Origin of the sequence: Bacillus sp. FSL W8-0223, from assembly GCF_038006805.1 — a bacterium.
In the GTDB taxonomy this organism is placed as follows: Bacteria; Bacillota; Bacilli; order Bacillales; family DSM-4216; genus Bacillus_O; species Bacillus_O smithii.
The window spans coordinates 1154372-1169364 of the sequence record NZ_JBBOVX010000001.1 but is presented as its reverse complement, the minus strand read 5'-3'; the positions used below and the strand labels follow the sequence as shown (position 1 = coordinate 1169364).

13 protein-coding genes and 1 pseudogene are annotated in these 14993 nt (G+C 41.1%); 4 read left to right on the top strand and 10 right to left on the bottom strand.

Translation table 11 applies throughout. The features are described 5' to 3' along the window. The gene (locus NST81_RS05840; protein ID WP_048622953.1) at positions 1-666 is read left to right on the top strand and encodes a TetR/AcrR family transcriptional regulator; all 666 of its coding nucleotides are present in this window, start codon (positions 1-3) and stop codon (positions 664-666) included. A 194-nt stretch (positions 667-860) separates the two neighbouring features. Here NST81_RS05840 and NST81_RS05835 read toward each other — a convergent pair whose 3' ends face one another. From NST81_RS05835 to NST81_RS05795, 9 genes are all read right to left on the bottom strand, one after another. Then, positions 861-1496, bottom strand: coding sequence for an FMN-dependent NADH-azoreductase (locus NST81_RS05835; protein ID WP_048622952.1), 636 nt, complete (start codon positions 1494-1496; stop codon positions 861-863). Between the two features lie 374 nt (positions 1497-1870). Next, a complete protein-coding gene (locus tag NST81_RS05830) occupies positions 1871-2416 on the bottom strand; it encodes an NADPH-dependent FMN reductase (protein WP_341028851.1) in 546 nt (181 codons plus the stop codon). Then, positions 2413-4002: a nitrilase-related carbon-nitrogen hydrolase gene (locus tag NST81_RS05825; RefSeq protein WP_327804487.1), complete on the bottom strand. Its 1590-nt coding sequence runs from the start codon at positions 4000-4002 to the stop codon at positions 2413-2415. Before NST81_RS05825 ends, NST81_RS05830 begins: the two co-directional genes overlap by 4 nt. Further along, positions 3992-4960, bottom strand: a complete 969-nt coding sequence (locus NST81_RS05820) for an AIR synthase related protein (RefSeq protein ID WP_327824301.1) — start codon at positions 4958-4960, stop codon at positions 3992-3994. Before NST81_RS05820 ends, NST81_RS05825 begins: the two co-directional genes overlap by 11 nt. A gap of 411 nt (positions 4961-5371) precedes the next feature. Next, positions 5372-6286, bottom strand: a complete 915-nt coding sequence (locus NST81_RS05815; RefSeq protein WP_327804485.1) for a methylenetetrahydrofolate reductase — start codon at positions 6284-6286, stop codon at positions 5372-5374. 69 nt (positions 6287-6355) lie between these two features. Then, entirely contained in the window at positions 6356-6868 is a 513-nt protein-coding gene (locus tag NST81_RS05810) for an MSMEG_0572/Sll0783 family nitrogen starvation response protein (RefSeq protein WP_270583333.1), read from the bottom strand. Between the two features lie 65 nt (positions 6869-6933). After that, a complete protein-coding gene (locus NST81_RS05805; protein WP_270583332.1) occupies positions 6934-7905 on the bottom strand; it encodes an amidohydrolase family protein in 972 nt (323 codons plus the stop codon). Beyond that, positions 7844-8350, bottom strand: a complete 507-nt coding sequence (locus NST81_RS05800; protein ID WP_050807358.1) for an MSMEG_0567/Sll0786 family nitrogen starvation N-acetyltransferase — start codon at positions 8348-8350, stop codon at positions 7844-7846. The genes NST81_RS05805 and NST81_RS05800 overlap by 62 nt, the downstream gene beginning before the upstream one ends. A gap of 11 nt (positions 8351-8361) precedes the next feature. After that, positions 8362-9489 carry an MSMEG_0568 family radical SAM protein gene (locus NST81_RS05795; RefSeq protein WP_270583331.1) on the bottom strand — a complete coding sequence of 376 codons (1128 nt, stop codon included), beginning with the start codon at positions 9487-9489 and terminating at the stop codon, positions 8362-8364. Between the two features lie 288 nt (positions 9490-9777). On the opposite strand from NST81_RS05795, the gene pdxR reads away from it, so the two are divergent. The 3 genes from pdxR to NST81_RS05780 all read left to right on the top strand — a co-directional run bounded on the left by pdxR (position 9778) and on the right by NST81_RS05780 (position 13808). Continuing rightward, the gene (gene pdxR / locus NST81_RS05790; protein WP_327824299.1) at positions 9778-11217 is read left to right on the top strand and encodes a MocR-like pyridoxine biosynthesis transcription factor PdxR; all 1440 of its coding nucleotides are present in this window, start codon (positions 9778-9780) and stop codon (positions 11215-11217) included. A gap of 777 nt (positions 11218-11994) precedes the next feature. After that, on the top strand, positions 11995-12525 hold the full coding sequence (locus tag NST81_RS05785) for a YfiT family bacillithiol transferase (RefSeq protein ID WP_341028840.1): 531 nt from the start codon (positions 11995-11997) through the stop codon (positions 12523-12525). A gap of 107 nt (positions 12526-12632) precedes the next feature. Then, a complete protein-coding gene (locus tag NST81_RS05780; protein WP_445662357.1) occupies positions 12633-13808 on the top strand; it encodes a CaiB/BaiF CoA transferase family protein in 1176 nt (391 codons plus the stop codon). A gap of 568 nt (positions 13809-14376) precedes the next feature. On the opposite strand, the pseudogene NST81_RS05775 reads toward NST81_RS05780, so the two are convergent. Continuing rightward, positions 14377-14826 (bottom strand): annotated as a pseudogene (locus NST81_RS05775) (class II aldolase/adducin family protein); the annotation flags it as partial. Positions 14827-14993: the final 167 nt, after the last annotated feature.

Sequence of the window (14993 nt, the reverse complement as noted above, 5' to 3'; positions counted from 1 at the left end):
ATGAACGAGCAACAGTGGATCAAAGAGCTGTTGAAAGTGAACGGTGAAGATGTCAAACTGAGCGAAAAGCAAATAAAAATTTTAGAAGCGGCCATTGAAATTTTCGCTGAAAAAGGATATGCCTCTACTTCGACGAGTGAAATCGCCAAAAGGGCAGGCGTGGCTGAAGGAACGATTTTTCGCCATTATAAGACGAAAAAAGACTTATTATTAGCGATTGTGAATCCAACACTGATTAAATCCGTTGCTCCGTTTTTGGCAAAGGAATTTGTGAAAGAAGTATTTGAAAACGAATATCAACATTTCGAAGATTTTATTCGAGTGCTTCTCAAAAATCGTTATGATTTTGTTAAGAAATATTTGCCTGCAATTCGTGTATTCTGGCAGGAAATTGCATTTCTTCCTGAAATCAAGGAGCAATTGCAGTTTATTTTTACGAAACATGTGTATGAGAAGTTTAAAAAAATTATTGAACATTTCCAAAAAAAGGGAGAGATTGTCATGATCCCTCCAGAGTCTGCCATTCGGATGATCATTACAACCATAGTTGGATTTTTCATCACTCGGTTTATCGTATTGCCGCATCACAACTGGGATGATGAAACGGAAAAAGCAGAAATTGAACGAACCATTCAATTTTTGATGCATGGGCTTCAGCAAAAATAAAAGGACCGTGAAAGTTTATCACAAATGACAAAAACAAAATCTTTTCACTTATGACGATCCTTCCATTCTTATTTAAAATCAAAAGAAAAACGGATCTTGCATAAAGAAAGGCTGGTTCAACATCGCTAAAAGAGTATTGAACCAGCCTGTTTTTTCATATATCGGGTGTGGAAGCAAAAGCCTGATGGTTGAAATTAGAATGTATGAGCTAAATCTTTTGCACGAGCAATGGCTTTTTCTTTGATTTCTTGCGCTTTTTCAGGCATAGCATTTTGTCCTTCAATAAATAAACCTTCAAAAGAAGGAACACCAAAGAAATTCATTACCGCTTGCAAATAACGATGACCCATTTCCATATCGGCTGCAGGGCCTTCTGAATAAATACCGCCCCGTGCTTGGATATGTAGTGCTTTTTTGTCTGTTAGCAAACCGATAGAACCTTCTTCGGTGTATTTAAATGTTTTTCCAGCTACTGCAACCGAATCAATGTATGCTTTCATAACGGGCGGGAAAGAAAAATTCCACATTGGAGTGACGAACACATATTTATCAGCGGCTACAAATTGGTCGCATAACTCAGCGAGGCGTCCCACTTTTGCTTGTTCATCTGCAGAAAGTTCTTCAAATTTTTTTCCAGAGCGAAGTTTTTCCCATCCGTTTAATACATCCGCATCAATTTGTGGGATATTTTCTTTGTAAAGGTCAATGTGTATAACTTCATCATTTGGATTTACTTCTTTATAAGTGTCGATAAACGCTTTTCCTGCAGCCATGCTGAAAGATTTTGTTTCATCAAATGGATGTGCAGTAATGTATAAAACTTTTGCCATTATGTTTCCGCCTTTCTTTTGTTGTGATATTATTAAAGATATTTTATTGTTGTCTTAATGACAACAACATCATACAAAAGATTTTTTCTTTAAATTAAATATCTTTAATTCGAGATTATAATACCGTACTTTTATTTTTTTGTCTACCATTTTTATTTGGAAAAGAATAATCCGTGTTTTCAAGTAGACATACTTCATTATCGGCTGCATTTAATAAAACTTTACAACTTTTTATACATGTCTGCCACTTTTTAGCCGAAAACTTTTTCATGCAACTTGCATATATACAAACAAAAGGTCCTGCCCCGAATGGCAAGGACCTGCTTTTATACAATAATGATTTTAACAACAATCAAGGAAACATTATTGATCATCTAAATAGAAACCGGGGATAGGGCTTTTGACATATTCACGACCTGCTTTGCTAATTTCTGGATTCGTTCCCTCACTTCTCCATCGATGATGACATTTCTTTCGTTGAAATGTTCCCTATGGGCATAAACATACTCAGGTGCAGTATAAGCTCGAAAGTACCCTGCGATCGGCTTTAATTGATTTTCAATCACTAGAAAATGTTGGTAAGTACCGCCCGTTGCCACAAAGCCGATGACTTTGTTCCGAAAAGCCGTTACCGGTGCTAAGTCCAATAAATTTTTTAATGCACCAGATAAAGAAGCCTGAAAAATCGGTGTCCCGATGATATAGCAATCAGCCGAAGCAATGGCATTTATGGCTTTTTGCGTATCATGGTTGTATTCTGTCAACGGCTTCCCATTGCAAAATTCCAATTGATACTGTCTTAAATCCAATAGCTCTGTATCCAATTCATGGTCGACTTTTTTTGCTTCCTCAAGTACTTGATGAACAAGAGAAGCTGTCTTCGCTCCTATAATCGTTCCTGATATTCCTAATAGTTTCAACTATTTGCACCTGCTTTCGTATAAATAGGATTCCGTACAATGCCATCATACAAATGATGATTCAGTCGTCTAAGAAATGGGCGTCTTCTCACTTTAGCGGTCATATCTGGGGTAAAACGCTGAAATAAAATTTGCGACTCCCTTTCTTTTAAATCGAGCGAAACTTGACTGTGCAAGAATATCATGCTTTTTTCGGACGAAGGAGGTGCGGCCGCTGCCAATATGGCATCATTTTCATATGCCCAGATTCGCTGCATCCAAATATCATAATGTTCATTTCCGTCGGAAGAAGCCGCAATAATATCCGCTCCTTGTTTGGCAAGAACGCGGTAAGATTCAGGGAATAGCATATCCTCTCCTGTAAGAAGCCCAACCCTTGCAAACGGCAGCTCAACGGTCAAAAAAGAGGACTTCACTGAATCGTCTTCTTGATCACTATGAACCTGCGAATATTTCCCAAGACAACCGGAAGGACCGACAAGCAGACTATTAGCTCGACGATTTTCCATTTTCATGGAAGCGACTATATAAACGCTAAATTCGGAAGCGATCTTTTCCAATACATGTTGATAATCATGAAATTGTATCTCTTTTTCAAAAAAGGTGATTTCCGGAAGAATAATGAGGCGATGAGAGCTCGTAAATGTAAACGTTTGTATCATATGACGAAGTTGGTCTTCGATAAAAGAAATGGACTGTTGATACTCCAAAGAAATAGTGAGAATATCAAAAGGCTCCCGTTTAGGCGAAATTCTTGTTTCTCCCTCTTCCCAAAGATAAGTATTGAGCAGAATATCTTGATAAGCTTTCGGTTTTCGATTTTTCAAAATCTGTTTCTGTTGATGGACAGGTAGTTTAATTTCTCCAAATACGATGCCATCTCCCGAAATAAGCGAATCAATCACTTCTCCCGAATGATCAATGACCGCACTTCCCCCGGTGAATTGAGCACCACGCTCAGTTCCCCAACGATTGGCCGCAATCCAATATAATCCGTTTTCTTTAGCTCTTAATCGCCACGTTTTACTTGGCGGCTTGTTTCCTCGGCCAACCCAATTAGTCGGAAAAGCCATGATATCGGCCCCTTTTAAAGCAGCCAGCCTAGCCGGCTCAAAATACATCGCATCCATGCAAATGAGGATGGCGATTCTGCCGATCGGTGTATCAAAAACAGGAATGTCATTTTTTCCTTCTCGCGCCCACCTAGGGTCTGCCGAAAACAAATGGGTTTTTCGATAACTCCCGACAACTCCTTCCGGACCGATTAAAACAGCGGAATTATAAAAGACTCCTGTATTATGATCCTTCTCCGGAATTCCAGTAACAATGTAACAATCATACTGTGACGCAACGGCGGAAAGCATATCTGTTGTCTCTCCCGGAATCGATTCAACAAAGGGGCTAATTTCTTCTCTGTTTTCCCACACGTACCCGCTCGTTGCCATTTCCGGAAACACGATCAGCTTTGCTCCTTGTTTGGCAGCTGCTACGGCCTTTTCAAACATTTGGCGCCGATTTTCATCCAATTGTCCTTGTTCAGGTTCAAATTGAACGGCAGCCACCTTCACTCGAACATCATATTCCATTTTTCCCCACCACCAATGCTTCTTTAGACAAATCAATATAAACGGCGCTTTCTTCTCCTGACGTCACCACAATATTCAAGTTGGATTTCAATTGCCCGACCACGCCGGCGGCAATGCCTTCATCCCGGAAACAACGGATCACTTTTTCCTCATCCTCTTCATTGACCGTTAAAACAAACCCATAACCAGGATACATTTGCAGCCATGTTTCCATTTCTACTGAGGGGGGTATGGGAATGGCCTCCAGGTTGACGACCGCCCCGCATCCTGAATTTTCCGCCAGCATCGCTACAGTTCCGAGTACGCCGGCATTGCTGATATCTCTTGCCGCATAAATAAGCCCAGATTCGGCCAACTTCGGCATTACTTCCAATTTTCTCTGCAACTCCCGAGGCTCCAGCATACTGGTGCTGTTCCACTGTAAATAGTGTTTATACGGGTTTCCGTTTATATCAATGGCAATGATGATGGATTGTCCCGGTTTTCCTTGTGTTGCTCTCAGCACTTGATTGGCTTTCCCGATAATGGCTGTTGCCACTCCGGGTGCTTCCTCCGGGAAAAAGTGTCCTCCCACCATTGGCACTCCAAGTTTGCGGCACCCTTCTGCCATACCCTCCGCAATTAAAACGGACAAGTCTTCATCAGGAGCACTAAGCAGATTCACAATGGCCATCGGCCTGCCGCCCATCGCGTAAATATCGCTTACACTGACAAGCACCGCGCAATATCCTGCCCAAAAAGGCTCTTCTTTGACGAGCTGCGGCAGGATGCCATCACAAGAAAAGAGAAGATATCCATCATCGGTTGTCAAAATCGCCGCATCATCCCCTATGGGATCAAGCACGAAATGAAAATTCCATACATCTTTAAATACGGACAATGGGGGATAAATCGCTTTTTTGCGTTGCAGCACAGCAGTATTTTGCAACTTGCTCATAAGCCTTTGGAATTGGGTCATTTTGTATCATCCTTTTGTAAAAACTATTCTTCGATACATGTGCGTATTCATATGGCGCTCCGAATTTCTTTTCTGCTTCCAGGTTCCATTAACAGACGATAGCGAATCATTCAGTATCAGAAGTGAGTGATCTTGATCATTGATTAGAGATCAAAAACACCATTTACTGAAAAAAAGACTTTGTCAAAAAGAAGGGAAGTCGCCCCTTCTTTTTGTCGGTATAATCGTATTCAATTGTCCGTATTCATACGGCATGATGAATACGATTGTCCTTAAGATTGAGGTTGTTTCCATTATTCACTGGTGTAAAACGGTGATAACTGCCGAACCGCTTGCCTATTCGAAAAATTTTACTGCTAGAAGAATATGGCGACATCTTTTCAAGCATTTCTTACACTTACTCTCTCTTTTTCACGAAACAGCTGTTTTTAAAGAAGTGAAACCTGCATTTTCAATAATGGTTCCAATGCTTTCTTCTCCTCCTCCAAGCGGACGAATGTGGATGCCGCGAATTCCTTCAATCTCACGTACTTTCTTCATAATATCCGTGGCGATCTTGAGTCCTTCCTCCCTGTCATTGTGGGCAGCCAATCGTTGTTTCACCCAGTCAGGTACGGCAACCCCCGGTATTTTTAACGCTTTCTCGACGTGAGCAAGGTCACGTAACGGCATAATGCTAGCCATGATGGTGATTCGGTTATGCAGATCGCGACGACGGGCTTCCTCCATCCATTCTTCCAATATATCCAAGTCGAAAACGAGCTGTGTCCGTACAAATTTGGCACCCGCTTCCACTTTTGCTTCGAGACGGTCGATTAATTCTTTCACAGGTTTTCCCACAATATTTTCCACTGTTCCAATCGTCATTTGAGGAGGCTCCTCCATGACAGTGCCGTCAAAAAGCTTTCCTTCTTGAATGAATCGATTCACATATTTCACCAATTCCATCGTTGGAAGATCGTACACTTCCTTAGCATCCGGTTCAGTGCCGACTTTGGCAGGATATCCTCCTAAAATAGTAATGTTGCGAATTCCTAAAGCGGCAAGGCCAAGCAAATCACTTTGAATTCCCAAGCGATTGCGATCACGTAAATTGATTTGAACAATCGGTTCTACGCCTATTTGCTTAATAAAGAATGCGCAAACGGCAGGCGACATTCTGGCGACCGCAAGAAGATTATCGCTAATATCGACCGCATCTACATATCCTCTGAATAAAACGGCCTTTTCAATGATGGAACGAGGATTCCAATGGCGAGGAGGCACCAACTCCGCCGTTATCGTAAACTCTTTTTGATTAACCTGTTTATCTAAATAAATCGTCATCTTTCTTCCTCCTTACGAAATAAAAATGGCTCCCTCCACCTGCCCACAGCAGCAGAGGGGCACTGCAACTTAAATTTGGAAAGTACTTAAAATAAAAGCACCGCTTCGATGATACTCAATTAAGCAATCTTGCAAATCAAGAGGATGACACGGAATAGCTCCTTCTATCAAATCTTCCTCTCTTATCCCATGAAGACCCAATCCGAATCGACAGACATATACTTTTCCGCCTTCATCGATAAACTTTTTCAATCCTTCATTAATATTGAACATACCGCCGAAGGCTTCTTTTCCAACCGTCGGAAATCCCCTGGTCGCTACGGCGTTCATGGCTCCTGTTCCGTAAAAATAGATGGCTGTTTCAAAACCTTTCCTTTGTGCGCGAATCGCTTGCAAAACAGCGATATAAGATAGCGAAGATTCATGCGCAATACCATGTACTAAAGCCAAAAACTTTTCGCCAGGATTTGCTTTATAATCGGGAAATACTTTTGTTTCCCCGTACAATTTGCTTCCCGTCGGCAAAGACGGATGAGGAATTTCATTTAAAGATTTCAATTCATTTTCAGTTAAATTGGCCATTTTTCATTACCTCCATTGAAATAAATATTGGTCTAAAGAATATATGGTGAAAGAGCCATTGGCTCTTATGCCAACTTGCTAAAGTAATGTTCTTCGGCATTTGCCCAAAAAACGCGTTCCTTGATTTCATCCGAAATGGGGGCGCCTTGGATTTTCCAAAATTCACTTTCATAATCGCTCCAAGGCTCATCGCAGCCAAACAAGAAACGATCTACGCCTATTCCCGTTCGATCGATTTCTTTCAACAGTTTGCGGACGCCAAAACCAATGGCCCAGCTTGAATCAACATAGATTTTGTATCCGCCTTCTATCAAATCTTTCCATTGAGAGATCAGGCGAATATGACCACTGCTGCCTCCCCCCATATGTACGAGATGGATCTTAAGATCTTTTCCATAACGTTTGATTAATTCAAAAAAGTTCCTAATATCCGATGTTCCATGCGGACTTGTATGAAAATGGATCGGAATATCCCTTTCCATCGCTTCCCGAAAGATTTTCTCATGAAGCTTTAACGATTCTTCGTCCCATTTTCTCGGATCCGGAGTGCCTCCCAGCAAATAGCTCATCTTTAGCGCACATATGCCGGGCTCATCCAGCATCTTTAAGGCTTTTTCCGTTAATTCCCGGTTTTGCGGCAATCCGGATACCCACAGAGCACCTGCCACTCTTCCTCCCCCCTCACGGCATAATCGAACGACCAGTTCATTCAATGAAAAAGGCTGTTCTTGAACAGGAATACCGTAATTAGGGAGAACAAGCGTCTTTTCAATTCCCCTAGAGGCCATAAAACGCTCCAATTCCTCCGAATTTGCCGGACCCGGTTCAGCCGGTGAGATAGGCTCTTCTGATTCGTAAAAAGGCCAAGGATCCAAAACTCCAACATGGCTATGAACATTAAAGACTTTTCTTCCAAACCCCATCTTAAGAGGTTTTTCTTCCCTTAAAGAATCGTGATTCCCTTCGGTGAACGAATCACTTGATTCCGACCGATTGCCGTTTATCGGCATTTGGGGATGATGATGCATCATACACATTTAGATCAACCTCCATTATTTGATGTGGATGCCCATGGTAATGAAACGGTTCTCCTACAGATTTCCACCCCAACTTTTCGAATAATGTGACATTTTGAAATTGAACAGAAGCCAAAAATCGATCAGCCTTTTGATTTTTCACTATTTCGACGGCCGCTCGAATCAAATAAACCCCAATTCCCTTTATGCGATAATCAGGATGAACAGCAAGCCTTCCTCCCCACCATACTTTGGGATTTTCCAGTTCGGGATAACAGCGTACAGTGCCAAGAAGAAGAGGATTTTTCCGAGACCAAGCGTTTATGTGAATGGCTCTTTGATCATGCTCATCTGAATCATCCTTCTCAAACAAGCGCTGTTCGTTTACGAAAACGAGCCGTCTTAACGCCAAAGCCGCCAAAATTTCCTCCTTGTTTTGCGCCACTCTAATCTCCCAATTTCTCAACCTTCTCCCTCCTATTTTTTATGTTCAAACAAATGCAGAGCGGAACAAGCGCCACATTTTGCGCATCCGGCCGAGCTGTTGGCTGACGACAATTTTTCCTCGTTCAGTACTTCCGCAACACGGCGGTAGACCTCTAACATCCATTCACTGGACGGGGGACTGGCATTTTCCAGCATTGTACCTCGAAGCGGGCGAAGAGGAACGACAAAAGGATAGACGCCTATACGTGCTGCTCTTCTGCATCCTTCAATGGTTTTTTCCAAATCCTCGCCAAGGCCCATGATGACATAAGTGCTAACCTGATTTTTTCCAAATACGGACACGGCTTTTTCAAATGCCCGGAAATAGGTGTCAAGCGATATCTTGGACTTGGATGGCAGCACTTTTTTTCGTACCTCTTCATCAAAAGATTCCACATGGAGTCCAATCGAGTTCGCACCTGCATCCTTTAATACTTGATACAAGGAATCATCTTCAGGGGGTTCGCATTGAACTTGAATAGGAAGTTGACTGACTTTGCGAATCCCTTCCACACATTTGGCCAAATATAAGGCTCCACGATCCGTTTCATTGGGTGTACCCGTCGTTAAAGTAATGTGTTTGATTCCATCCAGCTCTTCAGCTGCTTGAACCACTTCAGCGAGCTGCTCTGGTGTTTTGATCCCAATCGTATTTCCCTCTGCCAAAGAATTTCCAATCGCACAAAACTTGCAGCGCTTTTCCGGAGCCCAGCGTATACAACTTTGAATGACGGTGCTTGCCAACACATCGGATCCATGCAGGACAGCAATTTTGTTGTAGGGAATGCCATCTTTCGTCTTTAAATCATAAAATTTCGGACGTCGAATGGCTTCAAGAAAAACGGAAGATATCGTTTTTCCATCATGCTGTAACGAAAAACCGTCAGGACCTTTTGTTAAGGAATAGGGGGACTGTTCAGCCGGTCCATTGAACGTTGGGAGCATCACCGCTTGCCCTCCCAGTAGAAAAGCTTGATCATCCGTCGGACCTGCTCCCCCTCTCCTCCCTCCTTTTACAAGGCCTCCCGTGCGAACTCCTTTGTTATGAAGATCAACCAGTAAAGTTTCCAGTTGAGAATCATATGGTATCGGATTGGGCTTTCGTTTAGTTGGATTCATAAAATTCCCCCTAATATGATTTTTCTGAAATATAATGACGTTAAATTGTATAACATATATTGTTATGTTATATTACTTATAGTAAGTGTCGGGCAGGAATTTGTAACCAGCCAATGAATGACTTTTTTTGCCGACCATTTTTCATCTACCTCATAAATCCTTGGTATCATCTAGTTTTTTCTATGAATCAACGAATTTTTTTCAAGGGGAAAGTTGCTTTTTTTCTTGTTTTATAATGTTAAATAATTTTACACAAAAACAGAATGGCTTGTAACAGGAGGTTTTGCAATGGAATGGAGACCGAATAAATTAAACAAACTGCCATTGTATAAGCAAATTGCCAATTATTTAGAATCCAGAATTATCAACGGAGAGTTTCCACCGGGCAGCCGATTGCCTTCTGAACGAGAATTAGCACATCAACTCGATGTGAACAGAAGCACCGTGAATGCTGCTTTTGAAGAGCTGCGTTCGACCGGTCTTGTCAAGCGTATTGTAGGATACGGAACAGTTGTGAATAAAAAAGTATGGAAAAACGGGCACAGTCGAGTGCCAAATTGGGATCAATATGTAAAAGAAGGTTTTGATCAACCGAATAATCCTTTAAATCAGCAAATTTACCGCTATATAGGTTCCGATGATCGACTGATCAATTTTGCGATCGGAGAATTAAGCGCCGATTTATGGCCTGCAAAATTGATGCAGAGCATTTCTGACACCCTGTTCAAAAACCATTTTTTAGGCTATGAAAATGTTCAGGGAAATCTCCAACTGCGCGAAGCCATTTCCGATCATCTGAAACAATACCGTCAAATTGAATCCACCCCTTCTTCCATTCTGGTTACATCAGGAGCTCAGCAAGCCATTCATCTTATTATCCGCGGATTGCTCCATCCCGGAGATTCGGTGGCAATCGAAGATCCTTCCTATGCTTATTCATTACCTATTTTTCATTCTAAAGGGCTCAACACCCATTTTCTGCCAGTTCATGAGAATGGAATCGATCCTGAACAGATCATTGCTATACACAAAAAGCATCGTCTCAAAATGTTATTTTTAAATCCTACTTATCACAATCCGACTGGTGTTTCCTTAGACCTCGATAAAAGGAAGAAAGTGATGGATATATGCACGAAATATGGAATCGCCATTGTCGAAGATGATCCATACAGCCTTCTCGGCTATCATCAACCTCCCGCACCTACATTGAAATCCATGGATCAAGAAGGCCTCGTTCTTTATGTTAGTTCTTTATCCAAAATCGTCGCATCAGGGCTTCGAATTGGATGGATTTTAGGGCCGCAAAATGTCATTAACCGACTAACGGACGTTAAACAACAAATGGATTTTGGACAGCCGAATTTACCGCAATGGATTGCCGCTAATCTATTACGATCTGAGCATTTCAATGAACATATTGAGAACTTGAAGATAGAATTGAAGAAAAAAAGAGATTTAACCATCCAAGCGCTGCAGAAAGAATTAAACGGAAACGTTCGCTTTTTTCTACCGAACGGAGGCATTCACTTATGGTGCCAGTACAATAGCGACCAAGTGGATGAAACATTACTATTTCAACAAGCCGTTAAAAACGGAATGGTTTTCGCCCCGGGAAGCATCCTTGGATCTCATCGCCGTTATTTAAGGTTAACTTACGGTCGTGTCAATACAGATTCCATTACAGAAGGAATTCATCGATTTGCAAAAGCGCTGAAAGCTTTGATATAGACCCTTAAAGTAAAACTTCCATGAGTGAAGTTTTTCTTTTTGGATGGCAAGTTGAACGAATAGACCCATCATCTTAGACGATTTTTCGTGTTGAATGCTTAAAAATTCCATTCGCAGCAGCCTGCCACTTTTTGCTCAATTCACATGTATTGGTTCGACAATGTCAATATTCTTTTATGTAATTCGTCATATTCCATTCTCTCTTTACACATACTAAATATCACAATGGAAAGGTTTTGGTATTACTCAGCCGTGACACGATCAATTCATCAAAACAGGTGATACAAATTGAGAATTTTCCTCCCTATAGCAGCGCATGTCATAACTGCTTTCTTTTCGGCCATTTGGAATAGAAGAAAAGAAAGCAGCCAAGTTCGAAAACTTTATTTTTGGCTAATGATCAGTGGATTTATCTGGTCGCAACTTCAAACCGAATATTTGATTTGGCGCGTCAATCAAAAGACCGAGCAGGAAAGCGATTCATTTTATTCAACCATGAAAAAATGACGTATGATCAGACTCTTTCTTGTCGGATACATGGCCGCCCCTGCAAGATGTTCACCGCATCACCGTCCTATGCACGGTGATTTTTTCTATTTTTCCTCGTCCCTTCGTTTACCACAGTCATTTCACTTCGACGGCTCTTTATTTTCATGAACAGCTATTATGTTGAAACCAAGAGTCTTCATGAATATTGTTCGGGAATTGTTCAATTTTTTCTCTTTTTATGCTATATTTTTTCTGTATTTTAAAAAAATTGCGAAACGAGGTTGTCCGATGGAACATTTAAAATACCCGATTGGTCGATTTATCATGCCGGACCCCATCGATAAAGACATGAGACAACATTTTATCCACGTGCTGCAACAATTGCCGGACCTCCTACAGAACGCTGTAAAAGACTTAAGCATGGGACAACTTACAACGCCTTATCGTGAAGGTGGATGGACGTTGCTGCAAGTGGTCCACCATCTTGCTGACAGTCATATGAACGGATATATTCGGTTTAAATTGGCATTAACAGAGGATCAACCCACCATTAAACCTTTTAACGAAAAGAAATGGGCAGAACTTCCTGACAGCTTTCAGATGAATCCAGCCATTTCGATTTCGTTGCTGGAAACAGTACATAGCCGCTGGGTTTATTTGCTTCGCTCGCTTGACGAAAAAGATTTTTCTCGCCGCTTTATACATCCGGTAAGCGGAAAAATCATGGATCTAAACCAAGCTCTTGCTTTATATGCCTGGCATTCCAAACATCACCTCGCCCATATCACTTCGTTGCTGGAAAGAATGAATTGGAAATAATTTAATTCTAAGTTCTGTTACTTTATGCCGATAGCTACAAAATCATCTATATTCTTTACAGGCTGATAGATGAAAACGATCCAAATATATAAAAAGCAGGTGGTGTGATGCTTTTACAAGGTTTAAAAATACTCGACTTTTCTATTCTCCTGCCTGGACCATATGCATCGATGATGTTAGCTGATTTAGGCGCTGATGTCTTGCGAGTCGAATCTCCCACGAGATTTGATTTAATCAGGCAATTTCCTCCGATGGACAATGGTCAATCGGCCGCCCACAGTTATTTAAATCGATCGAAGCGCTCGATAGCCCTTGATTTAAAACAACAAGAGTCTGTGGAGATCGTGAAACGTCTAGTGAAAAAATATGATATTATTATGGAACAATTCAGACCGGGTGTCATGGATCGGTTAGGTGTCGGATATGAAGCGTTAAAGAAAATCAATCCCCGCATTATTTATTGTTCCATTACCGGTTACGGCCAAACAGGTCCATATAAAAATCGCCCCGGACATGACAACAATTATTTATCGCTCTCCGGTGTGGCCGATAATATGAGAAGAAAAGGAGAAAAACCTGTTGCCTCTGGTATACAAATAGCAGATGTTGCCGGGGGATCACTGCACGCTGTCATTGCCATCTTAGCTGCTGTTTACCATCGAGAAAAAACCGGGGAAGGTCAATGGATCGATATCAGTATGACAGATGCAGCTTTTGCTTTAAACGCCATTTACGGAGCGGGTGCATTGGCATGCGGTGTGGAAATAGAACCGGAAAAAATGCTGCTAAACGGCGGAACTTTTTATGATTATTATGAAACAAAAGACGGCCGCTATTTTTCAGTTGGAAGTCTGGAATCGCCGTTTCGAAAAGCATTATGCGAAGGAATTGGAAGAACTGATTTAATCCATCTTGCAATGAGCGAAAGACCGGAAGATCTGCAAGTGTTTAAAAGAGAGCTTCAACAGACATTTTTACAAAAAACATTTGAAGAGTGGCGCAATATTTTCCAAGATGCACAGGCATGCGTAGAACCTGTTCTTTCCTTTTCAGAAGCAACGAAACATCCTCAATTAAAAGCTCGTGAAATGGTCGTAGAAGTTCCTAAAAAGGATGGAACAACTCAAAAGCAACTGGCCTGCCCCATCAAATTTTCTGCAGGAAAAGCACAATATAAACATATAGGCAGTCTTTTAGGAGAACATACAGAAGAAGTGTTAAAAGAATTAGGTTATTCGAAAGAAGAGATTCTTGAATTAAAAGCAAAAGGGATTTTTGGCTAATTTAGAACGATAGTTTCATAAAATCTTCAGAATTTTTTATTTTATAAAAACTGCTCGCTGCTCTCACAAAAGAAGTAGACCGATTACTTCAAAATGAAAGGAATTATTTCAATATCCAAACCAGCGTCGACATCCATGTCAACAGAAAAATCCGAAAAGTCTTCTTCACGGCACAAAATGAAAACAGTTGATAGAATCCCCATTTTTAAGAAATTCGTGCGAGAGTGGGACTGTAATTAGCCTAATCTTTCCCACTCCCAAACTTGGACCTCTTGATAAACTTACAATACTGCTCAATTTCTTTTATATCAATATCAATCTGACCCAAAGTAGCAATTGCGAAACTAACCTATTGTCACATGCGAAAATATTTTTTCATTTCATCTATATTGCGTGTCTCTTCTTCCTCCATAGTTGGAAGAATTTGTGAGAAGTATCAAGTGTAATCATTTTATTGTGGCCAAACCGTTCGGAGATAACCTTGACAAGCATTCCCTTAGACCTGATCTCATTATCCAACCAATGTGATCTATAACATTGGAACTTGTGAAACAACTCGTCCTTCAATTCAATCAAAAATGTCATCCAAATTATGACAGGTAATCGTAAGGCCATGATTTTTTAGCCCGATGATAGCTCTAGATGGATCATCTGCCTTCCTTACTAAATCGGCTACCGTTTCAGCTAATTGAATGGTACTACAGGGGTAATTAATTTCGGTTGCCTGTACTCCATCCATCCAAGCATGTATGTGAACGATGGCACCTACACTAGGATGCTCTTTATAGATCATCCAATGCTCAATCGCATCAACCGAAGCCCTTTTAGGAGAAATGTTGGGCGGCAAACTGATTTCCATCGCGTTTTTCTCGGGATTAAATCCCTTTATAAACAAAATATCCCACCCAATCATCCGCATATCAGCTTTATTAATTCCACCGGCACTCATCCAAAAGTTTTTATCATCATGCCGGCTGCTTAAATTTCCATAGTTTAAACCGCCTATACCGTATAGTTTTCATGAGGATGGGGAAATGATGGAACAAACTCCTATCCGGATTAGAATCGAACCCAGTGCTTTATATGTTATTTGAACCATAATGATCCAAAAGGGGCCAAACCCTTATTTTTATTTTTTGTTCATTTCTTCAAAAGCCTCTTCATAATCAAATTCAATTAACGCTA

Excerpts from the sequence above, each read along its gene's own strand:
- NST81_RS05795 (WP_270583331.1), bottom strand. The coding sequence starts at position 9,489 with ATGAATCCAACTAAACGAAAGCCCAATCCGATACCATATGATTCTCAA.
- NST81_RS05825 (WP_327804487.1), bottom strand. The coding sequence starts at position 4,002 with ATGGAATATGATGTTCGAGTGAAGGTGGCTGCCGTTCAATTTGAACCT.
- NST81_RS05810 (WP_270583333.1), bottom strand. The coding sequence starts at position 6,868 with ATGGCCAATTTAACTGAAAATGAATTGAAATCTTTAAATGAAATTCCT.
- NST81_RS05785 (WP_341028840.1), top strand. The coding sequence starts at position 11,995 with ATGGAACATTTAAAATACCCGATTGGTCGATTTATCATGCCGGACCCC.
- pdxR (WP_327824299.1), top strand. The coding sequence starts at position 9,778 with ATGGAATGGAGACCGAATAAATTAAACAAACTGCCATTGTATAAGCAA.
- NST81_RS05840 (WP_048622953.1), top strand. The coding sequence starts at position 1 with ATGAACGAGCAACAGTGGATCAAAGAGCTGTTGAAAGTGAACGGTGAA.
- NST81_RS05820 (WP_327824301.1), bottom strand. The coding sequence starts at position 4,960 with ATGACCCAATTCCAAAGGCTTATGAGCAAGTTGCAAAATACTGCTGTG.
- NST81_RS05835 (WP_048622952.1), bottom strand. The coding sequence starts at position 1,496 with ATGGCAAAAGTTTTATACATTACTGCACATCCATTTGATGAAACAAAA.
- NST81_RS05815 (WP_327804485.1), bottom strand. The coding sequence starts at position 6,286 with ATGACGATTTATTTAGATAAACAGGTTAATCAAAAAGAGTTTACGATA.
- NST81_RS05805 (WP_270583332.1), bottom strand. The coding sequence starts at position 7,905 with ATGTGTATGATGCATCATCATCCCCAAATGCCGATAAACGGCAATCGG.
- NST81_RS05780 (WP_445662357.1), top strand. The coding sequence starts at position 12,633 with ATGCTTTTACAAGGTTTAAAAATACTCGACTTTTCTATTCTCCTGCCT.